Source organism: Pseudidiomarina aquimaris, assembly GCF_003987395.1.
Taxonomy (GTDB): domain Bacteria; phylum Pseudomonadota; class Gammaproteobacteria; order Enterobacterales; family Alteromonadaceae; genus Pseudidiomarina; species Pseudidiomarina aquimaris.
Map to the genome: position 1 here is coordinate 125787 of NZ_PIPT01000006.1, position 23925 is coordinate 149711.

Below are 23925 nucleotides of genomic sequence, written 5' to 3' on the forward strand. Positions count from 1 at the left end.
TTAGTGATCCCGATTTAACAACTGTTCTGCAAAATTTTCTAGTAGCTGTGTATTGTAGGGGATTCTTTGCAGTGCTTGAAGCGCTTTCTGGTGTAATTGCGCGAGCTTTACTTGCGCCTGCTCAAGACCGAGCAGTTGTACGTATGTACTTTTGTTGGCCGCTTCGTCTTTGCCATTGGTCTTCCCAAGGGTTTCGGTCGAGCTGGTGACATCTAAAATATCATCTTGGACCTGAAAGGCCAGGCCTAACCAGCCGGCAAACTCGCTGAAATCATCAAAATAAAGTTGCGCTTCGTCATGACCTGCCAGCACGCCGAGTTGCACAGCAGCTTGTATGAGGGCGCCGGTTTTGAGTTGATGTACCTGCGACAACTGAGCTTCGGTAAGTTGTTTCCCGGTTGCCGCAAGGTCCAGCGCTTGGCCACCACACATGCCACGACCGCCACTGGCGCGACTTAATACTTGGAGCATTTGTAACTGCCGTGCCGCAGGCAACTCAAGCTGCTCATCACTTAGCAATTCAAACGCTAGGGTTTGCAAGGCATCCCCAGCCAAAATGGCGGTCGCTTCATCAAAGGCTCGATGACAGGTGGGCTGTCCGCGCCGCAGGTCATCGTCATCCATCGCGGGTAAGTCGTCATGAATCAGTGAATAGGCGTGGATACACTCAACTGCAGCCGCTGCGTGGTTTAAAGCTTTCGATGGCGCACCACAAATGCTGCCGACCGCATAGGTAAGAAACGGCCGTACACGTTTGCCACCTAACACCAAGGCATAGCGCATGGCGTCCTGCAGGCGGACTGCAGGCGAGGCGAACTGCTGCAGTTGTTCTTCTAAAACGCGATTAATGGTGTCTCGTTGCGGTGCAGTTAAAGCTTGGAGGGTCACTACGAAGCTGCTCCTTGGTCATCGTTATCGGTCGCAAAAGGTGCCAATTGCTCACCGTTTTGTTTTTGCAAGAGCTGACTCACTTTCTGCTCGGCCTGTTGAAGCTTTTCTTGGCTTACGCGTGACAAACGCACCGCTTTTTCGAACTCTTCAAGGGCTTTCTCTAAGGGTAAGTCGCCTTGTTCCAGTTGAACGACAATTTTTTCTAATTCGGCAATCGCCTGCTCTAACGTGACATCACTCATGGTGCTACCTGATTAAAGGGTTCGCGCACAAGTTACCCTGATTCCGATGGACCGTCAAATCGGTTATACTAGCGCGTTTTTAGCATCCGATAAGTTGTTCGTTCATGAAATTTGTTATTCGCTTACACGCCGAAATCACCATCAAGAGCAAAGGCGTTCGCAAACGCTACGGCAAGGTCTTGGTAAATAACCTGAAAAAGATTTTGCAACGGGTTGAATTACCCCCTGCAGCGCAAGTAAAAGTACTCTGGTGTTGGGATCGTATTGAGGTCAATGTCGACAGCAACGATGCGCTGGTAGCCGAACAAATAGGCGATGAACTGCAACGTATTCCTGGTATTGCCTGGTTTAGTCAGTCCCATGAGTTGCCGTTAAACGATTGTGAGAGCGCTGATTTCACACCGATTCTGCAACAGGTATTGGCAACGTGGGCGCCGCGCTTAACGCGGCGAAGCTTTGCCGTACGCGTAAAGCGTAAGGGTAAACATGGTTTTAGCTCGCTCGATCTCGAACGTTATATCGGTGGTGGTGTGTTGCAAAATGTGAGCGATACGCGGGTCGATTTGCGTAAGCCTGATGTTGAGTTACGTATCGAAGTCGACAACGACTTAGTCCGCGTGTTTGGCGACAAGCAGGCGGGGTTGGGTGGCTTCCCATTACCAACGCAAGAAACTGTCGTGAGCTTATTGTCCGGTGGCTTCGATTCAAGTGTCGCGAGTTTTCAGCTGTTGCGGCGCGGTGCCCGCACGCACTTCTGCTTTTTTAATCTCGGCGGCGATCGCCACGAAACTGGGGTCCGACAAACCGCCTACTATTTGTGGGAAAGCTACGCTAGCTCACATCCGTTGAAGTTTATCAGTATTGACTTCGCGCCAGTGGTGGAAGAAATTCTCGAGCACGTTGATAACGGCTTGATGGGCGTCGTGCTCAAGCGACAAATGCTGCGGACCGCGCAAATTGTCGCTCGCCGTATTAATGCGAGCGCATTGGTGACCGGTGAAGCCTTAGGCCAAGTATCGAGCCAGACGCTGAGTAACCTTGCGGTGATCGATGAAGCCATCGAAAGTCTCGTATTGCGGCCGTTGATTACTATGGATAAACAAGAAATTATCAATATTGCAGAACAAATAGGTACCGCAGATATTGCGCGGAGCATGCCTGAATACTGCGGTGTGATCTCGGTAAAACCGAATGTAAAAGCACAGCGTGAAGCGGTCTTAGAAGCAGAAGCTAAACTTGATCCAGAGTTGCTCTATAAAGTAGTGCGGGCAGCGAATGTCGAAGAAGTTCGCCATATCGGTGAACAGACGGCTGCAGAAGCGCAAGTGGTCGACAGCGTAGATGCAGTTCAAGCGGATGAAATCATCATCGATATTCGCAGTGCCGATGAGCAAGAAGCGAAACCGCTTGATGCGCAGCATTTAGGTGTCGCAGTAAAACATGTGCCGTTTTTTAAATTAGCTACGGCATTTGCGGAACTAGATCAGGCGAAGCACTATCTACTGTACTGCGAAAAAGGTGTGATGAGTAAATTGCAGGCGTTGTACTTGCACGAACAAGGCTACGCCAATGTCGGTGTCTATCAACCGAAACGCAAAGGTTGATGTAGTAAGCACAAGGGCTAAATATGCTATCGAAGAATTGGGCTAGAGTTCTCTTTTTGGTGTTATTGGTGGCGGTGACTGCGATCTTTCTGATGCAGGTCTCGACGGGCGACTTACCGCGCTTTGAACACATGGACAAGGTAGTACACTTCGGCGCCTTTTTTGTTTTGGCGTGGGCGTTTTACCATGCCTTTCCTATCCCAATCTGGCTCGCACTGCTGGTGTTAACCGGCTATGGTTTGCTGATTGAGTACGTTCAGGAGCTCTTGCCTTATCGCACCTCAAGTTGGGCTGACTTAGCCGCTGATGCGGCTGGTGCTGCGAGTTTTTATTTTATTGCGTGGTGGCGCTTTATGCGCCACCGTAAGCGCCGCACTAAGACTTCTTCTTAGCTTTCTTGCTGTCGGTTTTCTTCTTTTTCTTCTTCGCTTTTTTACGCGGATCGGGGAATTTATATTGCGGCTTTAACTCAGCAAAGACGCGGCGTTCGATTTTAGCGTCTTGATAACGCTCGATGCGGCCAAGTAGGTCGGCATCGTGCGCTTCCACTAATGACACAGCGACACCGGTTTTACCGGCACGGCCGGTACGACCGATACGGTGCAAATAGATGTCTGCTTGACGCGGTAGGTCGTAGTTAACGACCAGCTCTACTGCTTCGATATCAATCCCACGTGCGGCAACATCGGTGGCGACCAGTGTTGCATCGCCAAAGGTTTCCATACGGGCAATGATTTTCTGCCGCTCGTCTTGGGGCATGTCGCCGCGCAGTGTCATATTTTTAATGCCAGCACTCCAGAGCTTGCCAGAGATTTCTTCGACTTTTTCGCGGGTGCGAACGAAGATAATCCGTCGGCCCGGGTAGTCTGGCAATAGGCGTAACAGCAGTTGCAGCTTGTGTTCGGCGGTGTCTGCCTGGTACCAACGCTGCAAGATCTTACCCTTCTCGCGTTTTGGCGGTTGGACGACGATATGTTCTGGCTCTTTCTGGATGGCGGCCGAAAACTTCAGTACGCCGGCGCTTTCGAGGGTGGCAGAAAAGAGCAAGGTCTGCTTTAAATGCAGCGCTGACTGAGCGATCATTTCGACCGAGCCAGCGAAGCCCATATCCAACATCCGATCGGCTTCATCGATGATCAGCCATTCGATGTGCTCCAGTTCATATTGTTCAGCATTGAGCAGATCAAGTAAGCGACCGGGTGTCGCAACGAGAATATCGTGCGGTTGTTCCAAGAGTTGATGCTGGCTGCCATAATTGACGCCACCCGTCACCAAAACGGTACGCAAGCCTGAGGTTTCTTCGAAGGCGTCGGCTTGTTCAGCGATTTGTTGCGCAAGTTCTCGGGTCGGTGCGAGAATAAGCACGCGCGCGCTACCCGGTTGGTGACGCGGAAAGTCGAGCAAATGCTGTAGTGCGGGCAGCAAAAATGCCAAGGTTTTACCGGTTCCGGTCGGTGAGTTGACCAACAAGTCCTGACCGGCCAGTGCTGCAGGAATTACGGCCTGTTGCACTTTGGCAGGCTTATTTAGCTCTGCAGCGACTAAGACGTCGATAAGGTCATCGTCGAGTTCGAGTTGATCCCAGTCAGGGGTCATGATGTCATCCTTTCATTGCAGCATCGCGCTGTGGTTGGAGTCAAAATGGGCTTTCAATGCCGGCAATTTTATATCAAAGACGACCAATGTGCGATGAAAGTCAGCACCGATAGCCTGCTTTTTGGCAGTTATGTGCCGGTCGCAGGGGTCAAAAGGGCACTGGATATGGGCACTGGCAGCGGCTTGTTGGCATTAATGCTGGCCCAGCGTGCGGCGCAAGCGTATATCGATGGGTTTGATGCGGATGCGGCGGCAATCGCTCAGGCGCGACAAAATGTGCTCACGAGTCCATGGCCGGAGCGTATCCAGCTTGAGCAACAATGCGTTTCGGCTTGGCAGTCACCGCAGCCCTATGATCTCATTGTTTGTAATCCACCTTACTTTGCCAATCATCTTGCCAGTGCTCAGGATGCGCGTGCACTAGCGCGGCAGGGAGAGGTTGCTCCCAGTGCTTGGCTCAAATGCGCCGCGCGCTCACTGTGCGACACAGGGACATTTTATTGGGTGTTACCGACCCACCAAGCTGAGCAATGGCAGGCTTTGGCCGAAGCCGAGGGCTTCTATTTAGGCAATGAGTTACGGGTACAAACGACAGTTAAGAAAAAGCCGAAATTAGTCGTGCAAGGTTGGCAACTCAGCGCGCCGCAAAATATAGTGCGAGAGGCGTTGGTGATTCACGCTGAAGACGGGAGTTATAGCGAAGCTTATCGGCGTTTGACCGGCGAGTTTTATCTCGCCGGTCAAAACTTTTAAGCCGATAAAGGTTAGAGACCTAGCGTGGCCTTACCTTGATTGAAAGTAATATCGACTGGAATGCTCGCTGCGGAGAGACGGTCGAGGTCGGCTTGCAGTTGCGCACTGACGTTGCCCATCTGATCGAATAACTGGCCAACACCTGCATAATCACCGTCACCTTGTAGGGTGAGGATCTTTTCTGACAGGCTATTCATGGCACTACGCATGGCGTCCATGTCGACCGCATATTGACCCTTTTCATTACGAGTGAAAGCACCGGCATCGGCGAAATAGTTAAACCGAATCATATTAGCTTTCCCGTGCGCACTCGATGCGCCAAAACGCACTGAACGGAAGATCCCAGCTAAGAAAGTCGTGTAATAATCTTCCAATTGGCCTTCGCTGATCACACCTTGCTCAAGCAGTTGCGTGACCATGTAAAGACCTAAAATATCCGCTTTGCCCTCTTCGAGCGCAGAGGCGTGTTCCTTCAAGGCTTGGCGCACAGTACTTGTACCATCAATGGTGTTTTTGATGCCAAGCCCATGAGCGACTTCATGGAACATGGTATTGGCAAAAAAGGCATCAAACGTAATGTGTTGACGTTGCTCTGGTACGATTAACACGTCCGCAATCGGCACTAGAATTTCATCAAACTTGGCGCGCATCGCATTTTTAAGCTGTAAGCGGCGCGTGCCTTTTTCGAGTTGCACCTGCTCATCATTAGGTAGGTTAATCGCAATGGTCTTACTACCGGCGTTCGAGTGGCCCGCATAGTAAACCACATCGTAAGCGTTCAGTTGGGCACCAGAGCCCGGCATTTCGGCTTTGTAGGCATCCTCAACGGGCAGACCGCGTTGCAGGCTTGGCAGGTATTCAGCGTATTTTTCTAGGCGCTGGCTCCAGTCCATGTCTTTGATGAGTACGTAAGACTCAAACCCCGCGCGATACCCGTACAACTGGTCTTCGTAGGTTTCGATAGGCCCCATGACGATATCGATTTGGTTGTCGGTCATGTCCATCCAAGCGAAATCAGAAGCTTGGTAACTGTTACTTTCAAAAGCATCGGCGCGCAGGTTGAGGTAGTTCGCGAAGGCTTCGCTTTTAGCTAGCGTGGCGGCTTCGCGTAAGAGGCTGGCGGCCGCTTGCAATTGCTCGGTGTAGGCCACGTTGTATGGAATTGAATAAAGCTCACCGTCTTGGTTGCGACGCACGAGGGTATACAGATCAATCTTGCCTTCAAAGTTTGCGGCTTCGAACTCTTCCTTGCTCATGTCGGCTGGATAGAAATTTGCCCCAGCAGGTTTTGCGTCAACGCCAGTTAGGAAAGGCTTATTACTGTTCAAGCGATCCCATGGACCGTAATTGATTTCGACGAACTTCTTCACTTTCGGATCATCAATAGCCGCTAGCAGCTCTTGCTTATCACCTGGGTACGCTTGCGACCAAAACAGCTCATCCATAATCTTCGAAGCGTCAATTAAGAGGCCAATCATCTTTTGCTGGTCAGCTGACAAATGGCTCAAATCGGCGGTTAAGTCTACTGGTTGATAGATATCTAAACGCTGTTCAGCGTCAGCAACCAGACTAACGCTGGCTGCTTGAGATGCAGCTTCCGCAGTAGTTGCGCTATTCTCGCTGGCCGGCTGGCTGCAGGCTGTAATGAGCAGCGCGCTGGCAATTGCGGTGAGTGAAAATCGAAACGTGTTCATTTTTATGTCTCTCTGTTGTGCTGTTTTAGTGCGTTTAATCTACGCTTATTTCGTCGTTAAATAAACTGACCAACTGCGGATACAGCTCGCGAATTTCGCCGCTAAGCAAGGCAAAATCGGCATCGATTTTTTCTTCCGCAGTAGCATCCACTAACTTGTCTTGGTCATCGAGCAAAACGTCGGTGGCTTTAAAGCGTTTAATGGCCATATCCTGTTCGATCACCATAGTGATGCGATCAGCCCAAGTGATACCCAGTTTAGTCAGCTGTTTGCCATGTTCCAAGTGAGCCAAAATTTCTGGAGTTGTCAGCTCATGATTTTTACAGCGCAGAATGCCACCGTCTTGGTCGTTGTCGCGCAATTCAGCTTCATCACCAAAATCGAAGTCACCGGGGATTTCACTGTTTTTAAGCCATTTCGTGAAATAAAGCTCGGTTGGATTGTCACTAAACCATGGTTTCACCGGTAACGAGCCGAGGCTACTGCGTAATAGGCCTAAAAAGTCCTCGGCTTGATTGCTCGCCGAAGCATCAACGACGACGATGCCGAGCTGGGTATCGAGCATGCCCCAGGTTAACTTAAAGCGCGTGAAGGCTTGCGGTAGCAAACGGTGCACGAGGTCTTCTTTCATCGTTTGCTTTTCTTTGCCGACTACGCGGCGACCTTGCTCAGCTTCGACCGCTTCGATTTGCTCCTCTAACTGTGCGTTGACCACACTGCTTGGCAATACTTTTTCTTCTTTGCGGGCACAGAAAAGGTAGCTGTCGCCGATTTTGTGAAACAACACTTCGCTGCGCGGGCCAAACGGCGACGACCAGCCAAAGCTAGCCAGCTCGCTGCGACCACACGGAGTAAAACTATGTTCGGCGAGGGCTTGGTCAAGATCCGTCGTCAACTCGAAGTCGTCAGCTAACGTATAAATACGCAAATTACGAAACCACATATACTGTTCCTTGCTGTAAAAATGGGACCGCGTTAGCGATCAATAAATTGAATCGGTAGTTCGATGGTATAAGCCAAACCTTCTTGCGGGGCCGACTTAATTGAAATTTTACCTTTGAAGGTTTGTGCCACGAGGCTGTGAATGATGTGCGTACCTAAGCCGCTCCCACCGCGCTCGCGACGAGTGGTATAAAACGGTGTGAACAACTGCTCTTGTTGGGACTCGGTTAATCCTTTGCCATCGTCTTGATAATGCAGCGTTAGCACATCGCCTCGACGCGACAGCGATAGTTCAAGGTGTCCCTCTTGATCGTCTTCAAAGGCATGAATCAGCGAGTTGAGAATTAAATTAGTAATGATTTGCGCCAAGGCACCAGCATTACAGCGCACATTAAAGTCTTCTGGGCAATCGAGGCTAAATTTGTGCGGAGTATTTTTAAACCGCGGACGTAGTGCTTGCAGAACGCTTTCAATATAGTTTTTTACATTGATTTCTCGAACTGCATCGGACGTTTGATCCACGGCAACTTGTTTAAAGCTCCCTAATAATTCTGAAGCGCGTTGAAGATTACTTTCGAGCAAGCCGACACTTTCACCGCCAGCGGCCAAAAACTCACGCAACTGGGCCTCGGTAAGCTCACGATTTTCAAGTGCAGTGCGCATGGCCTCGAGCTTTTCGCCCAAAACACTGGCAGCGGTGATACCAATCCCCAATGGCGTACCAACATCATGGGTGATACCGCCTACTAAGCGGCCAAGTGCCGCTAGTTTTTCTGCTTCGAGCAGCTGGTCTTGTAAACGTTCTGAGGCCGTGACTGAGCTTTGTAATTGTTGGTTTGCCTCACGCAAGTCTTCTTCAATAATTTTTCGTTGACGGATTTCCCGTTCAAGTTTCTCTTGGCGTTGCTCGAGTTCGTTCTTGCGCCGCTCGAGGTCAGTTAAAACCTGACTCAAGCTGGAGGTTTTACGCGCCACTTCTTGCTCAAGCATGGCATTTTGGTCATCTAATTGACGGTTGGCTTTGAGCAATTGCTGTTGCGTGCGTTTTAAGTCCTCTTGATAGTCTTCGATGCTATCGAGCAGCTGGTTGTAGGCTTGCTCTAGCATCGTAAACTCCGCTTGGCGGTGACTTTTCAGGTTGATACGTGAATGCTCAAGATCATCGAGGCGGAAGTTGCGTATTTGCTGGGTCAGCATCTCCATAGGACGGTTCAGCATACGACTAAACGCCAAGGTAAACAGCACAATCAAAAAGGTGCTTTTAATGATGGCGTTACCAAAAATAAAATAGAGACTAAAACGGATGCGCTCGAGGGCGATATCACGGGTTGAGAACAGGGTAACGTCACCGACACGGTTGGAGGTGCCTGCGAATTCAAAAATAATCGAGGAGTAATAGCCGAACAGCCCGTTGTGCTCTTCAATCACGTAGTCCTCAACGTCCGCCGCGAGGTTATAGGTATTGACGTTCTCGGTTAGGCCCAACTTAACGATCACGTCGCCGCCTTCATCGCGAATCACGATGCCAGCGATGGCTGGAATATTGATCAAACCCTCAGCAATCGCTTCAATTTGTGGATTATTGTACTCCCACAGCGAGCGGGCTACGGAATTACTAAAAGTGCTTTGTTGGTTTTGCAATTCCTGAACGAGTTGGCTTTTGGTATCAAAGTACTCACCCATTACCTGCACACAGGTCACCACCAGCGTCAGCACAAAATACACTGACAACACGTTGGTAAGCAGGGATTTGGAAATTTTGGTGGTACCTGACATCGACTCACTCATTTGTTGGCTGTGCTCAGTTTATCCAATCTCTCCTCGAGCGCAACTATTCCTATTGTCATGAAGTGTTCATAAACGCGTCACCTAGGTGTCACATAACCTCCTTAAAGTGCGTTCACGAAATTCAGATTCGGCTACAATCCTTTGGAGACTAACATGAACCGCACTAAAGCTTTCGCTCTTTCTGCCCTGACCGCTTCTATGCTACTTGCTGGTTGTGGTGGCGACATCAACTTGACGCCTACTTCAATCGACAACTCAGTTAATGAAGGTGGTGGCAGCACGCCAGATACCAACAACTGTGCTTCTTACGAGTCTTCTGGTACGACGATTCGTGGTGAGAAAATCGGTGCAGACTGCGTTTATCCACGTAGCTTCTCAACGCCAGAAAGCCCAGTGACGAGCGACATTCGTTTGGTAGAACTGCCAGGCGGCGCGCACATTTTCCCGAATGGTCTTTATATCGGTGAAAACGTTGAAGCTACTGCAGACGTCAACCGTGAAGGTCCAACCTTGACCATCGATGCAGGTGTAACACTTGCTTTTGAAGACGGCGACTCGTTCGTACGTATTGCACGTGGTGCAAACATCATGGCAGATGGTAACCGTAACGCGCCGATCACTTTCACTTCGGTACAAGAAGTTGAAGGCTTTGACATTGACGAAAATGCCCGTGGTTTGTGGGGCGGTATCGTTATTAATGGCTTCGGTATCTCGAACAAATGTGATCAGAACGACCTAGCCAACTGTGTACTGCAAGGTGAAGGTGGCGCAGGCTTCTATGGTGGTGATGACAATGCGGATGACTCAGGCGTATTACGTTATGCCTTGGTTAAGTATGCGGGCTACGAAGTCTCACTGGACAACGAGTTGAACGGTATCACTTTCAACGCAGTGGGCTCAGGTACGACTCTCGAATATATCCAAGTTCACAATAACCTGGATGATGGTATTGAGTTCTTCGGCGGAGCAGCCAACGTGAAAAACGTAGTTCTGACCGGTAACGATGATGACTCATTGGATTGGGCTGATGGCTGGCAAGGTAAGATTCAGTACATTCTGGTGAAGCATGCTGATGACCGCGCCAACCGTGCTATCGAAGCGGATGGTAACAGCGGCAACAACGACGCAACTCCGTACTCAGACCCGATCATTGCTAACTTCACTTCAATTGGTTCGCTAACAGCTACAGATGGTTCTGACGAGTCAGAAGGTGTGTTGGTGCGTGAAGGTACGCACGGCGCATTATATAACTTTGTGATCACTGAAGCGCGTGGCGAATGTTTGGAAATCGATGATGCTGCAACCCTAACCGCAGCAGCGAACGGTGACCTCTCTATCCAGAACTCAGTCATTGCATGTACTGAGAACTTTAAAGATACCGATACCCAGAACTGGTTCGAAGCTGGTACAGGCAACGTAACACTGAGTGCTGGCGCAAGTGTATTGACTTCAGGCTACATCACAGCAAGCGATATGGCAGACGCTTCAGGTGCACCAGTGACGGTAACGCCAAAAACTGACCTGAGCAGCATTGACCCATTCTTTGATGATGTCGACTTCATCGGTGCGGTAAGCGAAGACGACGATTGGACCAACGGCTGGACCGTAGGCCTGCGCGACTAAACACGGATTAGGGGCACATGGATGTGCATCTTTCCCCCGTATTTCTCAAGTCACGCAATCGGAGTTTCCTATGAAAAAGCAGGCTGTTTTAACTCAAAGTAAACTGGGCCTTGCCATCGCGCTAGCGTTGTCAGGACCTGTTGCTTATGCACAACAAGAAACGTCAACCAGTGATGATACGACAATTGAAGAAGTGGTAACCACTGGTACAAGGCTACAGGGCTCGGCTGCTGCAGTGGTTGAAGAGCGCAAGGCTCAAGCTTTCGTAGCGGATATTCTTGGTGCAGAGCAAATTTCCCGAACTGGTGATAGCGATGCAGCTGCGGCGTTGCGCCGTGTAACTGGTTTGACACTGGTGGATGGTAAATTCATTTATGTTCGTGGTTTAGGTGAGCGCTATTCAAGTACGCAATTAAATGGTGCGTCGGTACCATCACCTGATCCAACTCGAAATGTTATTCCACTTGATATGTTTCCAGCTAGCATCATCGAGAGTATGGCAGTACAAAAATCATACTCACCTGATATGCCAGCAAACTTTGGTGGCGGTAATGTTGATATTCGTACAGTCTCGATTCCAACCGAAGAAGTGTTTGATGTTTCAATTGGAACCGGCTGGAATACTAACTTATCTGACGACGGTTTTAGTTACTCTGGCGGCAGTGATGATTGGCTTGGTGAAGACGACGGTACCCGCGCTCTCTCGCCCGAAATGTGGTCTGCCTTAGCGCGTTATCAAGAGTCGATTAACACCGCGAGTATTGCCAGCTACGAGAATATCTCGTTAGCCGAAGCCGCAGAAATTAACCGTAGCCTTGCGGCGTCAATGAATACGCAAAACGAAGTGTACAGTAAGTCGATGGCGCCTGATATCAAGGGCTCACTGACCTATGGTTCAAACTACGATTTGGGTAACGATATTACCTTTGGTTTCTTAGCCGGTGTTGATTATGACAGCGGTTGGTCGAACAATGAAGAAACTGAAGAAGTGCTCGGTATCGCCAATGGCGAGACCGTGGTGAATCAACGCAGTGAAACCCGCGTTACTACCCAAGACGTTGAACTGAGCGGCTTATTAAACTTCGGCTTGCAAATTGGTGACTATCATAAGCTTGAAACCTCGACGATTTTCTTACGCAACACTTCAGATCGTGTAGAGCAGGGTGGCATCGAAACGCCGAACTCAATTAATGAGGATGGCTTAAGCTACTATGACACTGATATTCGCTATGAGCAGCGCGAACTTTTAACCAACCAAATCCGTGGCTCGCATTATTTTCCTGAACTGTGGGGCTTTGCCTTGGATTGGCAATATGCTGACTCACGCGCTAACCGTGATGCACCGGGTGAAGTCTTTTACCGCCGTATCAACAATCGCGATCTAGGTGAAGGCATTGGTGACTTGGCGTTCCAACAGACGCGTACCGCGACCACCATGCAATTCCAAACGCTGCAGGATGATGCCCAGGATTGGCGAGTGGATGGAGAGTTGCCATTGTATTTGGCTGATATGGAAATCTTAGTCAAAGGCGGTGGACAAGTTTCGAAAAAAGCTCGTTCTTCGTATTCACGTCGCTTCGCCTTGAGTGCTGAACAAGTGGCGAATGAAGACCTGGTTAATGTTGGCTACAACGACTTGTTTAGTGTTGGCAACATTACTGATGCTGACTTTGGTCTAGCGTTGTTTGGCGCGCCAACGGCAACCGATCCGAACTACCTTGCTGCTCAGCAAATCGAAGCTGGTTACGGCTTGCTTGATGTCCAAGTGAATCAAGATTGGCGGGTCAGCGGTGGTCTGCGTTGGGAGCAATATACCCAAGTTGCAGCGCAACTAGACATTCGCGACATGACCGTTATCGGTGACGCGGCAGAAGCAGGTCGTATGGAAGACGATATCTATGGCTCACTCGCACTGACCTATCAACTGAACGATGAAATGCAACTGCGTTTCGGCTACGGCAGCACTGTTGTACGTCCAGACTTGCGAGAGCTAACCGAAGTCATCTTCGTTGACCCGATCACCAACTTCAAGGTGCGTGGTAACAGCGAGCTGATGACCACCGACATTGATAACTTCGATGTGCGTTGGGAGTGGTACCTGCCTTCAGGTGAAAACTACTCTGTGGCAGCGTTCTACAAAGATCTCGCCAACCCAATTGAGGCAGTGGAAGCCAAAGGTACCGACTCCGACCGAGTGATTACCTTCTTGAATGGCCAGGCTGGTGAAGTGTATGGCGTTGAATTTGAATTCTTGAAAGACTTAACAGCGCTTGCTGACGGCTTATTTGTCACTGGTAACCTGACCCTTTCAGATTCTGAAATTAGCATCGCTAACACAGGTAACGTGGAGCTCACCAACAATACCCGTCGTATGACTGGGCATTCGAAGTATGTTGCCAACTTGCAGTTAGGATACGATTCACTGAATGGTGAACACAGTGCCTCGTTGATCTACAACGTCGCAGGCGAGCGCATTGCGTTTGCGGGTGTGAAGCAGGGTGAAATCGGTATCGACGATGCCTTCGAGCAACCGTTCCATAGCCTGGATGCAGTTTACACGTACTACCCAGACTTCAATTCGAAGCTGAAGTTCAAGGTGCAAAATCTGTTGGGTGACGACGTTGAAATCGAGCAGAACGGTCGAATGATTCAGATGCGTACGGTCGGCACGGGCATTAGCTTGGAGTATAGCTATTCGTTCTGACGGTGGTTGCTGAACGTTCTGACTGATTTGAAACGGGGGCCAAGGCTCCCGTTTTTGTATGTAGCCCGCAGTTCTACTGCGGGGAATAGCGAATTGAACCAGCATCGTTGAAACGTGAGATCTGTCCCGTGGTAAAACCACGGGCTACGCTATTTGTTGAAACCTAAAGCTAGATGGTTTCTAATCATTAGCGAACAGCGAACAGCGAACAGCGAACAGCGAACAGCGAACAGCGAACAGCGAACAGCGAACAGCGAACAGCGAACAGCGAACAGCGAATAACGGACTTTATGCAGGACTTACAAGAAAAACTTGAAACCGCAGAACAATGGCTGATTGAACGGCCCGACATGGACACGCTTACCAAGTTAGGTTTGCTCCTGCTGGGTGCCTGGATCGCCAACTTCATAGTGAAGAAAGTTTTACTGCGTGGCTTGCTGAACCTCATCAGCTACACACCTGTGGGCAAAGATCGACAAGCAATTGAGCGCAATATTGTGGCTCGCCTTGCGAATGTCGTTCCTGCGCTAGTCATTGCTTTCGGCATCACCTCGGTTCCTAATCTGGTTGAAGAACTCACGATTGTTGTCACTAACGTCTGTTATGCATTTATTGTCATAACCATCGCACGCGCTATCAGTGGCACGCTGACGATTATTAATATGCTCTATGAGCGGCAGCCGGATGCTCATGAACGCCCCATCAAGGGCTATATCCAAGTTGCCAAGATCGTGATCTATGCAGTGGCTACCATCTTAATGGTGGCGGTACTGATCGATAAATCGCCAGTGATTTTGCTGTCCGGTTTAGGTGCTATGGCGGCGGTCTTGATGTTGGTATTTCAAGATACCTTGTTGAGTCTCGTGGCTAGTGTGCAAATCACCTCGAATGATATTATTCGGGTTGGTGACTGGGTCGAAATGCCAAACCTTAATGCCGATGGTGATGTCATCGATATCGCCTTGCATCAAGTCAAGGTGCAAAACTGGGATAAAACCATAACCTTTATTCCTACGCGCCGCTTCATCTCAGACCCGTTCAAAAACTGGCGCGGTATGCAGGAGTCGGGCGGGCGTCGTATCAAGCGTAGTCTATTACTCGATCAGCAAAGTATTCACTTTTTGACCGAAGATGAAATGAATGCGGTAAAGCGTTTTCGGTTGTTGAAGGATTATTTGAAAGACAAGCAACAAGAAATCGATGAGTGGAACCAGCAGCTCAAGGACGAAGGCAAAGAGCCAGTGAATACGCGCCGTATTACCAACATCGGTACTTTCCGCGCTTATGTGAAGAAATATTTGGAAAATAACGAGCGCGTGCATCAGGAAATGACACTGATGGTGCGCCAGTTAAATCCGACTTCTGATGGCCTACCGCTCGAAGTCTACTGCTTTACCAACACCACAGCTTGGACCGAGTACGAAAGTATCCAGTCGGATATTTTCGACCACTTGCTGTCGATTTTGCCTGAGTTTGGCTTACGTGTGTTCCAGCATCCAAGTGGTATCGATATGCGCGAAATGACACGAAACTTAAATCAAACTGGCACAAAAGATTCATCCTGACATAAAACTGCCATAATACAGTCACCAAGCTGTCACAGAACTGACGTATCTTGCACACCATCATTCACAACGTGTGCAAGGTGTTTCCATGAACCCATGTTTCACTCGCACGCTGTTGGTGGCCAGTTTTCTAGCCACCGTAGGCGTTGCCAGTCCGCAATTAAACGCGCAAGAACAGGCACTCGACCCCGTGGTCGACGCTGCTAATGAAATCAACCAAGCTGCGCGTTCTTCTCAACTTACCGTCGATAAAATTGCCGATACGACGCAAGAGCGTTTGCAGCAGTACAAGCAAATTAGTCGTCAAATCGAAGGACTCGAAGTCTATGTGCAGCAACTGCAAAAGCAGATCGCGTCGCAACAGACCGAAAAAAGCGATTTGAACGCCTCAATCGATGAAGTGAGCGTCGTCGAGCGTCAAATCACACCTCTCATGCTGCGCATGATCGATAGCTTGGCTACCTTTGTGGAGCTAGATGTTCCTTTCTTACCAGAAGAACGCAACAACCGTATCGCCGGACTTGAGGACTTGATGGACCGTGCCGATGTTGATGTGTCTGAGAAGTTTCGTCGGGTTATGGAGGCCTACCAAATCGAGTCGGAATATGGTCGTACGATTGAAGCCTATAACGGTGCGATGGAAGTCAATGGCCAAAGCCAAGATGTCGAATTCCTTCGCGTAGGGCGCACCGCGCTTATCTACAAGACCCGTAATGGTGACACCATGGGTGTCTGGAATCAGCAAGCGCGAGCTTGGCAAGAGCTGGACTCCAGTTATGCCGCAAATGTTCAAGAAGCACTCCGTATCGCGCGTAAGCAACTTGCGCCGGACTTGTTGATGTTGCCGATCTTTCACTCTGACGTTCAGGCAGGAGAGTAATCCATGTTGAAGCTCAAACATTTGTTAACTGCCGTCGTGTTGGTGGCTAGCTCGTTCACAATGGCTACGCCCACTATTGCCCAAGAACCGGTTGACTTAGACCAACTTCTACAGCAGTTGAAAGAAGGTAAGTTTGCCCAGTCGCAAGCCAACCAGGAACGTGAAGCTCGGTTTCGTGCGCAAGCAGAGCAACAGCAGCAAATTCTGCGCGACGCGATTGCCCAGCGTGATCAATTAGAGGCTCTGAGTGCTGAACTCGAAGGGCAGTTTGAAGAAAATGAACGTGATTTAGCGGCACTTGAAGATGCGCTTACCCAGCGCATGGGCTCGCTGAAAGAGTTATTTGGTGTGTTGCAGCAAGTCGCTGGCGATACGGCAAGCACGCTACAGAATTCCTATGTATCAGTAGAGTTTCCAGGCCGCAGTGATGCTCTAAGTGACTTGGCACAGAAAATGGGCTCAAGCTCTAAGCTAGCCAGTATCGAAGAAATTGAGTCGGTGTGGTTTGCGCTTCAGCAAGAAATGACCGAGTCGGGCAAAGTGAGTCAGTTTGACACCACTGTAACCTTGGCGAGTGGTGAGAAAGTAGAGAAGTCCGTCGTGCGGGTTGGTACTTTCAATATGGTTGCTGATGGCAAATACCTTGAGCTGATTCCCGGTACCGATGCTGTTGCCGAGTTAGTTCGTCAGCCGAGTGGCCGTTACTTATCGACTGTTGAAGCACTAGAGCAGGGCGATGAAAACCCAGTGCGTTTTGGTTTAGACCCTACCGGTGGCTCAATTCTTGGTTTGCTTGTGCAAGCACCGGGCACCATGGAACGTATTGAGCAAGGTTCGACTGTGGGTTACATCATTCTTGGCTTAGGTGTGATTGGTTTATTGATTGCACTGGAGCGCTTTATCACCTTGACCCTGATGGGCGGCAAAGTGAAGCGTCAATTGAAGCAAAATGATGCCAAACAAGATAATCCGTTGGGCCGCGTTATGGCGGTACAAGATAAGTATCCGCAAGTCGACACTGAAACTCTGGAGCTGAAACTAAGCGAAGCGATCTTGCGTGAGGTACCTAAGATTACCCGCAACTTGACCTTTATTAAGATCATCTCAGTGGTGGCGCCTTTGCTGGGTCTACTCGGTACGGTAACCGGTATGATTAACACCTTCCAAGCCATTACCTTATTCGGTACGGGCGACCCGAAACTCATGGCAGGTGGTATTTCGCAAGCGTTGGTAACCACCGTACTCGGTTTGGTTGTAGCGATTCCGATGACGTTACTGTTCGCGACCCTTAACACGCGTAGCCGAAATATTGTGCACGTCTTGCAGGAACAGGCCTCTGGCATTATCGCGGAGCGTTCTGAGCGGAGTCACTAATGATGGTGTTCTTCATCGACTTTTATAGTGCGATTCAGGACTTTGTTGAAACCGGTGGCCAAGTCTTACTGGTCATCGGCATCCTCATCTTCGTGATGTGGTTGATGATTCTGGAGCGCGTTTTTTATTACAGCCGTGGTCATCAGCAAGAGAAGCGCCGCGTTTTGCAAAAGTGGCAAAGCCGCGATGACAAATCGTCATGGCATGCTGAGCAAATTCGCCAGGCGATGATCTCGCGCGTTTCCTTAGCTTTAGGTGGCAAGGTTCCGGTTCTGCAAGCCTTGGTTGCGCTTTGTCCGCTGCTTGGCTTGATGGGAACCGTGACGGGCATGATTGAAGTATTTGATGTGATGGCCATTGCTGGCACTGGCAATGCGCGTTCGATGGCAGCTGGTGTATCGAAAGCTACGATTCCAACGATGGCTGGCATGGTAGGCGCACTATCAGGCGTTTTCGCCACCACTTGGTTGCAACGAACAGCAAAGCGTGAGCGCTTGAAGCTTGAAGATCGCATGCTGATGGAACATCACTAGAGGGTCAACTTATGAAACAACATTTTGCTAATTTACTTGACGAAGAAGAAGCGCAAATTGATATGACGCCGATGCTGGACGTGGTGTTTATTATGCTGATCTTCTTCATTGTTACCGCAACCTTTGTGAAAGAGGCGGGGATTGACGTGAATCGTCCAGATGCCGCAACTGCTGTACAAAAAGATCGTGCCAACATCTTGGTTGCTATTAGCGAAACCGGAGAGATCTGGATCAACAAACGTCAGGTCGACGTACGCGCAGTGCAAGCGAATATTGAACGGCTATATGCCGAGAATCCGCAAGGTTCAGTAGTGATTCAAGCTGACAAGCTCGCGACTACCGAAACCCTGATCAAAGTCATGGATGCAGCACGGGCTGCTGGTGTGTTCGATGTCTCGATTGCCGCACAGGAAGAATAATTTATGCGTTTTTTAGCTGCATTAGCCGTTGCTGCCGTTGTGACCTTAGGACTGTTTTATTTGATGCAGTCCTTCATCACCGGCGGTGAAGGTGCGATGACGGAGCCACCGAAGGGCAGCGTACTCGATTTCGTACGAGTAAAGCCCGAAGAAGTGGTGCAAGAAAAGGAACGTAAGCCACAACGTCCGCCCGAGCCTGAGCAACCCCCTGAGGATCTGCCACAGCCGCAAATGGATAGTAGCGAATTAACGCCGGGCGAGGGTAGCTACGACTTCTCTGCTGTTGCACAAGCTGACACGGGTCTAAGCGGTGGGATGAATCTGGATACTAGTGATGGTGAATACTTGCCGATTGTAAAGGTTCAGGCTGCCTACCCACGTCGTGCGCTACAGCGCGGCATCGAGGGTTATGTGGTGGTTGAGTTTACGGTCACTAAGCAAGGCACAGTTCGCAACCCACGGGTTGTTGAGGCTGAGCCTGAGCAGATTTTTGATCAAGCAGCATTGGATGCAGTGGTGAAATTTAAATACAAGCCGCGCGTTGTGAACGGTGAAACGGTTGAAGTTGAAGGCGTACAAAACCGTTTAACCTTTGAAATTGACGGCTAGGAGAAAAACCATGCGTAACTTACTTATTGCGATTGTTTTGCTGGTTGTTGCTCAATCGAGCCTGCAACTGGTTCATGCCCAGGAAACCAAACGAGTACCTGCGCTGCGTGAACAAGTCTATTCACAGTTGGCGCGCGCCCAAGAATTGGCAGATAACGGGGATGTTACAGCCGGTTTAGCAGCGCTTAAAAACGTTGAATCAAAGCTCAGTAGCATGAACAGCTATGAACGAGCGATGCTGTGGAATTTCTATGGTTACATGTACTACGGCAAAGATCAGCTCGCTGAGGCGATAGACTACTTTGCTAAGGTGGTTGATGAAGACCCTATCCCGGACGCTTTAAAGCAGAATACGTTGTTTAGTTTGGCGCAATTGTCATTGGGACAGGGGAATTACGCAGAAACATTGAACTACCTTGAGCGTTGGCAGCAAGTTGTGGGTGATGAAAATGCGCAAAAAGCCGATGTTCTGCGTGCCCAAGCGTTGTACCAAAAAGGCGACTACCAACAAGCACTAGGTCCGATTCAGCGGGCGATTACAACTGCCGAGCAGAATGGCGGTGCTGGCGACGAAAACTGGTACGTGCTGCAACGCGCAATTCACTACGAGTTGGGACAGACAGAAGCGGTTGCATTGGTGCTCGAAAAAATGATCAAGCATTTCAATAAGCCTGAATACTGGGTGCAACTTGCCGGTGTTTATGGACAGTTGGGTAACGACGAGCAGCAATTGGCAATGCTGGAAGCTGCTTATCAACAAGGTTTCTTAACTAAAGGGCAAGACTTGCAAATGTTGGTACAAAGCTACTTCTTTGGCGGCATTCCCTACAAAGCAGGTAAGGTAATGGAACAGGCTTTGCTTGACGGCAAACTGGAAGCTAATTTACGTAACTTGAAACTACTGGCGCAAAGCTGGATTGCGGCGCGCGAGACAGATCGTGCTGTCGCCGCACTTGAGCGCGCGGCTGAACTCAGTAGCGATGGTGAGCTAGATGCACAACGTGCGCAAGTGTTATTGAATGCCGAGCGTTACCCGCAGGCTATTGCCGCGGCTGAAATGGCGTTGAACAAAGGCAACCTAGAAAAGCCAGGAACCATGCATTTAGTTATCGGCATGGCTGAACTAGAACAAGAGAACTATAATCCTGCGTTGCAAGCATTTGCCAAAGCGAAAGCTTTTGACGATGCGCGCAAGGCAGCAGCACAATGGGAGCGCTATGCAACCTCTGAAAAAGAGCAAGCAGAGCGGATAAAACAGTTACAAGCGTCATAAATACGCCATAAAAATTTTATCGAAACGAAAAAAAACTGACATATAGTCATCAAACTGTCATAAAAGTGCCATATGCTATGCGCGTGTTGAGTAGGCGGGTGCCTGCTTGAATTTCAATTTAGCAATCATGGTAACCGTTATGACAGTTAAATCTTCAATTTGGACGGTACTTCCACTAACACTTCTTAGTGGCGCAGCTGCAGCTCAGGACGAGAACCCAATCTCTTTCGACTTTTACGGCAAGGCCAACCTCTCATTGCAAAGCAATGATGAAGGTGACGGCAGTGAAACTGAGTTAGTAAGCAACGCCTCGCGTATTGGCGTAAAAGGCGGTACTAAGCTTAATGATGATTTTGAAGTTATCTACAAGCTAGAGTGGCAAGTCGACCTTGCTGACTTGGGTGGTGACGGCAATTTGAAGTCGCGTAACCAGTATGTTGGCTTAAAAGGAAAATTCGGTGAGCTTACTGTAGGTCGTCGTGATACTGCGTTGAAAACGCTGCAAGGCGATATTGATCAGTTCAGCGACTACGAAGCTGATATTAAAGCGCTTTTCGAAGGTGAGAACCGTACCAGCGACACCATCTCCTATTACTCGCCAGCATTCGCTGATTTCCGTGTGGCTGGCTCGATTGTTCTGAGCGAAGATGAGACCCAAGACGACGGTTACTCTCTTGCCCTTACCTATGGCGACGAGGGTTTAGATGATACACCCTACTATTTCGGTGCTGGTATTGATCGTGATGTAGACGGTTACGATATTGAGCGCTTGATCGGTTACACCAAGGTCGCTGACACGATGTTTGGTCTTATGTGGCAACAACAACAGGAAGTTGCAGGTACTAATGAAGCCGATGGCTTTGTTGCCAGCGTGGAGCATGCGCTTGGCAGCTGGCGCTTGAAGGCACAATACCAAATGATGGAATTCGTTGATGGTGACGACGATTCGATTGCTTTCGGTGCTGATTACAAATTTAGTAAAAACACTAAAGTCTACGCTTGGTATACCGGTCGTGACCTCGATACTTTAGCGGAAGAGCAAACCTACATCGCTATTGGACTTGAACACCGCTTCTAAAGTCTAATTTCTCTTGGCAACGAAAGCCTTGTAGACTATCGCCATCACTCACTAGCTAGCTTGAATGATGGCGAATTTTCTTTATATTGCGGGCTACGTTTTGATTGGCTTACTGCTCAGACGTAGCCGGCAGTTTCCCCAGAATACCGGACAGATTCTTAATGCCTACGTAATTTACGTGGCATTGCCCGCTTTAGTACTGCAAAAGATCCCAGCGCTTACCTTCGGTAAAGAGTTGCTTTTTCCTGCTCTAATTCCTTGGCTGCTGCTGGCGCTAACTGTCCCCGTGGTGCTTTGGGTTGCGAAATGGCGTCAATGGTCGCGCACGACGACGGGTGCCATGCTTATTGTTATCCCGCTGGGTAACACCTCGTTTGTCGGCTTTCCAATGATCGAGGCGTTTTTCGGTGCCGAGGGTATTCCGTACGCGTTACTCTATGATCAACTCGGCTCATTTTTTATCCTCTCGATCTACGCTACCATCATTGCCGCCGTTTACAGTCATAGTGAGGGCGAGCAAGCGCAACGTCCAGCGGCCAAGACAATCGCCTGGAAAATCATCAAGTTTCCCCCTTTCGTTGCGCTCGTGGCAGCGTTTGCACTGCGCAGCTTCACCTATCCCGATGTCATGCAGAACTTTATTGATTCACTCGCAGTGACCCTCGTGCCAGTTATTATGGTCGCGGTTGGCTTTCAGTTGCGCTTCCGTTTACCGCAGGAAGATCGTGGACCTTTGGTTTGGGCATTGGTACTCAAATTAGGGCTTATGCCATTGGTTGCGTTGCTGATGCTGTGGGGTTTTGGACTTGAGCAACTGGCGGTGCAGGTCACCATTATGGAAGCAGCTATGCCGGCGATGATTTCGGCTGGCGCCTTAGCCATAATGGCTGGGTTGGCGCCAACGCTCTCTGCTGCAGTGGTTGGCTACGGGGTACTCTTTTGTTTTGTCACCTTGCCACTTTGGTACTTTATTTTGCAGACCTTGCAGGGGCTTTAATGGCGTTAAACTCGCCTTCGGCGACGCGAACCGAGAATACTTCGTCTTGGCTGAGCTGAGCAGGGTCACGAATTACTTCACCTTGCTGCGAACGCACCACTGCATAGCCGCGCGCAATCGTTTGGAGCGGGCTTACCAACTGTAAGTTTTGCACGACCGTCTGCTGGCGCTGTTGCCAGTACTTCAACATTTGCCGCATCGCCAAGTTTTGTCGCTGTTGCAATTGTTGCAGTTGTTGCTGTAGCGGTGCGAGCTGGCGCTGCGGATGTACAGCGACAAGGCGTTGTTGCTGGTAGCCCAAACGTTCGCGCGTCTGCCGTTGACAGCGTTGCATCGCTGCCGCTGCGCGGGCGATGAGCTCATCGACGCGTTGGCTGTGTTGTTGTAACCGACGCTGCGGATGTTGCTGGTCAAGGCGGTGCTGCCAATGTTGTAAGGTCTGCTGAATAAAGTTACGCTGCCGTTGCCAACACTGTTGTAAGCGGTGGTCAAGTTGTTGCAAGCGTTGTAGCACTTCACGCTGGTCACGACTCACTAACTCTGCGGCCGCTGAGGGCGTAGGTGCGCGTACGTCGGCCACGTAGTCGGCGATGGTAAAGTCCACTTCGTGGCCCACAGCACTGATGGTTGGCAATGGGCAGCTATGCAGAGCAGAGGCGAATTGTTCATCGTTAAAGCACCATAAATCCTCGAGCGAACCACCCCCACGACTGACAATCAGTACATCGACCTCGTTGCGCGCAATGGCACGCTGCAGCGCAAAGAGTAAATCGTTGGCAGCACTCTGCCCTTGCACGGCACTTGGATAAATAATCACTTCAATGCTTGGATCACGACGTTGCAGAACGGCCAGAATATCGCGAATTGCCGCGCCCGTTGGAGAAGTGATGACGCCTACCTTACGAATCGTATCGGGCAGGGGTTGCTTGTGTTCAGGGGCAAACAGTCCTGCGGCCTGAAGCTTATTCTTCAACTGCTCATAGCGCTGCTGCAGCAGGCCTGCCCCAGCGTCTTCCATATGCTCGACAATCAGCTGATAATCGCCACGTGGTTCGTACACCGTGAGCTTGGCGCGAACCAACACCTGCATGCCGTGTTGCGGACGGACTTTAGCCCGTTGATTGGCATTACGGAACATCGCCGCGCGGATCTGGGCGCGTTCGTCTTTGAGGGTAAAATACCAATGTCCCGAGCTTGGCGCCGCAAAGTTCGAAATTTCACCAATTAGCCAAATCGAGCCAAATCCTTGCTCAAGTACTTGACGTACTTCAGCATTCAATTGAGCAACGGTAAAAATGGCGGCATCGGGCATGAGGCGGAACCTTAGTTAAGTAGCGATTAGTAAAAAAATTAGTTTACT

Annotated in this window: 21 protein-coding genes; 14 read left to right on the top strand and 7 right to left on the bottom strand. The window is 49.8% G+C overall.

Annotated features, from left to right (window positions below; translation table 11 throughout):
* A complete protein-coding gene (locus tag CWE21_RS08830; protein ID WP_241970264.1) occupies positions 1-888 on the bottom strand; it encodes a polyprenyl synthetase family protein in 888 nt (295 codons plus the stop codon).
* Positions 888-1133 carry an exodeoxyribonuclease VII small subunit gene (xseB, locus tag CWE21_RS08835; protein ID WP_126834069.1) on the bottom strand — a complete coding sequence of 82 codons (246 nt, stop codon included), beginning with the start codon at positions 1131-1133 and terminating at the stop codon, positions 888-890. Before xseB ends, CWE21_RS08830 begins: the two co-directional genes overlap by 1 nt.
* A gap of 104 nt (positions 1134-1237) precedes the next feature.
* On the opposite strand from xseB, the gene thiI reads away from it, so the two are divergent.
* Both thiI and CWE21_RS08845 read left to right on the top strand, forming a co-directional pair.
* Complete coding sequence (gene thiI / locus CWE21_RS08840; RefSeq protein WP_126834070.1) at positions 1238-2737, top strand: tRNA uracil 4-sulfurtransferase ThiI; 1500 nt, start codon at positions 1238-1240, stop codon at positions 2735-2737.
* A gap of 23 nt (positions 2738-2760) precedes the next feature.
* Complete coding sequence (locus CWE21_RS08845) at positions 2761-3129, top strand: VanZ family protein (RefSeq protein ID WP_126834071.1); 369 nt, start codon at positions 2761-2763, stop codon at positions 3127-3129.
* Here CWE21_RS08845 and srmB read toward each other — a convergent pair.
* Complete coding sequence (gene srmB / locus CWE21_RS08850) at positions 3113-4333, bottom strand: ATP-dependent RNA helicase SrmB (RefSeq protein WP_126834072.1); 1221 nt, start codon at positions 4331-4333, stop codon at positions 3113-3115. The genes CWE21_RS08845 and srmB overlap by 17 nt on opposite strands.
* Positions 4334-4378: 45 nt before the next feature.
* On the opposite strand from srmB, the gene CWE21_RS08855 reads away from it, so the two are divergent.
* On the top strand, positions 4379-5086 hold the full coding sequence (locus tag CWE21_RS08855) for a tRNA1(Val) (adenine(37)-N6)-methyltransferase (RefSeq protein WP_126834073.1): 708 nt from the start codon (positions 4379-4381) through the stop codon (positions 5084-5086).
* A gap of 11 nt (positions 5087-5097) precedes the next feature.
* Here CWE21_RS08855 and CWE21_RS08860 read toward each other — a convergent pair whose 3' ends face one another.
* The 3 genes from CWE21_RS08860 to CWE21_RS08870 are packed head-to-tail and all read right to left on the bottom strand — an operon-like array spanning position 5098 to position 9510.
* Positions 5098-6780 carry a dipeptidyl-peptidase 3 family protein gene (locus CWE21_RS08860; protein WP_126834074.1) on the bottom strand — a complete coding sequence of 561 codons (1683 nt, stop codon included), beginning with the start codon at positions 6778-6780 and terminating at the stop codon, positions 5098-5100.
* A 34-nt stretch (positions 6781-6814) separates the two neighbouring features.
* A complete protein-coding gene (rdgC, locus tag CWE21_RS08865) occupies positions 6815-7723 on the bottom strand; it encodes a recombination-associated protein RdgC (RefSeq protein ID WP_126834075.1) in 909 nt (302 codons plus the stop codon).
* Positions 7724-7755: 32 nt separating this feature from the next.
* Positions 7756-9510, bottom strand: coding sequence for a sensor histidine kinase (locus tag CWE21_RS08870; protein ID WP_241970265.1), 1755 nt, complete (start codon positions 9508-9510; stop codon positions 7756-7758).
* Positions 9511-9663: 153 nt separating this feature from the next.
* Here CWE21_RS08870 and CWE21_RS08875 point away from each other — a divergent pair, with 153 nt between their 5' ends.
* The 11 genes from CWE21_RS08875 (at position 9664) to CWE21_RS08925 (ending at position 22565) form a co-directional block, all read left to right on the top strand.
* Positions 9664-11133, top strand: coding sequence for a hypothetical protein (locus tag CWE21_RS08875; RefSeq protein WP_126834076.1), 1470 nt, complete (start codon positions 9664-9666; stop codon positions 11131-11133).
* Positions 11134-11203: 70 nt separating this feature from the next.
* Positions 11204-13837 carry a TonB-dependent receptor domain-containing protein gene (locus tag CWE21_RS08880; protein WP_126834077.1) on the top strand — a complete coding sequence of 878 codons (2634 nt, stop codon included), beginning with the start codon at positions 11204-11206 and terminating at the stop codon, positions 13835-13837.
* Between the two features lie 290 nt (positions 13838-14127).
* Positions 14128-15402 carry a mechanosensitive ion channel family protein gene (locus CWE21_RS08885; protein WP_241970266.1) on the top strand — a complete coding sequence of 425 codons (1275 nt, stop codon included), beginning with the start codon at positions 14128-14130 and terminating at the stop codon, positions 15400-15402.
* Positions 15403-15592: 190 nt separating this feature from the next.
* On the top strand, positions 15593-16282 hold the full coding sequence (locus CWE21_RS08890; RefSeq protein ID WP_420821130.1) for a DUF3450 domain-containing protein: 690 nt from the start codon (positions 15593-15595) through the stop codon (positions 16280-16282).
* 6 nt (positions 16283-16288) lie between these two features.
* On the top strand, positions 16289-17656 hold the full coding sequence (locus tag CWE21_RS08895; RefSeq protein ID WP_241970270.1) for a MotA/TolQ/ExbB proton channel family protein: 1368 nt from the start codon (positions 16289-16291) through the stop codon (positions 17654-17656).
* A 2-nt stretch (positions 17657-17658) separates the two neighbouring features.
* Positions 17659-18189: a MotA/TolQ/ExbB proton channel family protein gene (locus CWE21_RS08900; protein WP_126834169.1), complete on the top strand. Its 531-nt coding sequence runs from the start codon at positions 17659-17661 to the stop codon at positions 18187-18189.
* Positions 18190-18200: 11 nt separating this feature from the next.
* On the top strand, positions 18201-18608 hold the full coding sequence (locus tag CWE21_RS08905; protein ID WP_126834080.1) for an ExbD/TolR family protein: 408 nt from the start codon (positions 18201-18203) through the stop codon (positions 18606-18608).
* Between the two features lie 3 nt (positions 18609-18611).
* Complete coding sequence (locus tag CWE21_RS08910; RefSeq protein WP_126834081.1) at positions 18612-19217, top strand: energy transducer TonB; 606 nt, start codon at positions 18612-18614, stop codon at positions 19215-19217.
* Positions 19218-19227: 10 nt separating this feature from the next.
* The gene (locus CWE21_RS08915; protein ID WP_126834082.1) at positions 19228-20490 is read left to right on the top strand and encodes a tetratricopeptide repeat protein; all 1263 of its coding nucleotides are present in this window, start codon (positions 19228-19230) and stop codon (positions 20488-20490) included.
* Positions 20491-20629: 139 nt separating this feature from the next.
* Entirely contained in the window at positions 20630-21568 is a 939-nt protein-coding gene (locus CWE21_RS08920) for a porin (protein ID WP_157982750.1), read from the top strand.
* 64 nt (positions 21569-21632) lie between these two features.
* A complete protein-coding gene (locus CWE21_RS08925; RefSeq protein WP_241970267.1) occupies positions 21633-22565 on the top strand; it encodes an AEC family transporter in 933 nt (310 codons plus the stop codon).
* Here the strand turns inward: CWE21_RS08925 and xseA are convergent.
* The gene (gene xseA / locus CWE21_RS08930) at positions 22537-23877 is read right to left on the bottom strand and encodes an exodeoxyribonuclease VII large subunit (protein WP_126834084.1); all 1341 of its coding nucleotides are present in this window, start codon (positions 23875-23877) and stop codon (positions 22537-22539) included. The genes CWE21_RS08925 and xseA overlap by 29 nt on opposite strands.
* Positions 23878-23925 lie beyond the last annotated feature (48 nt).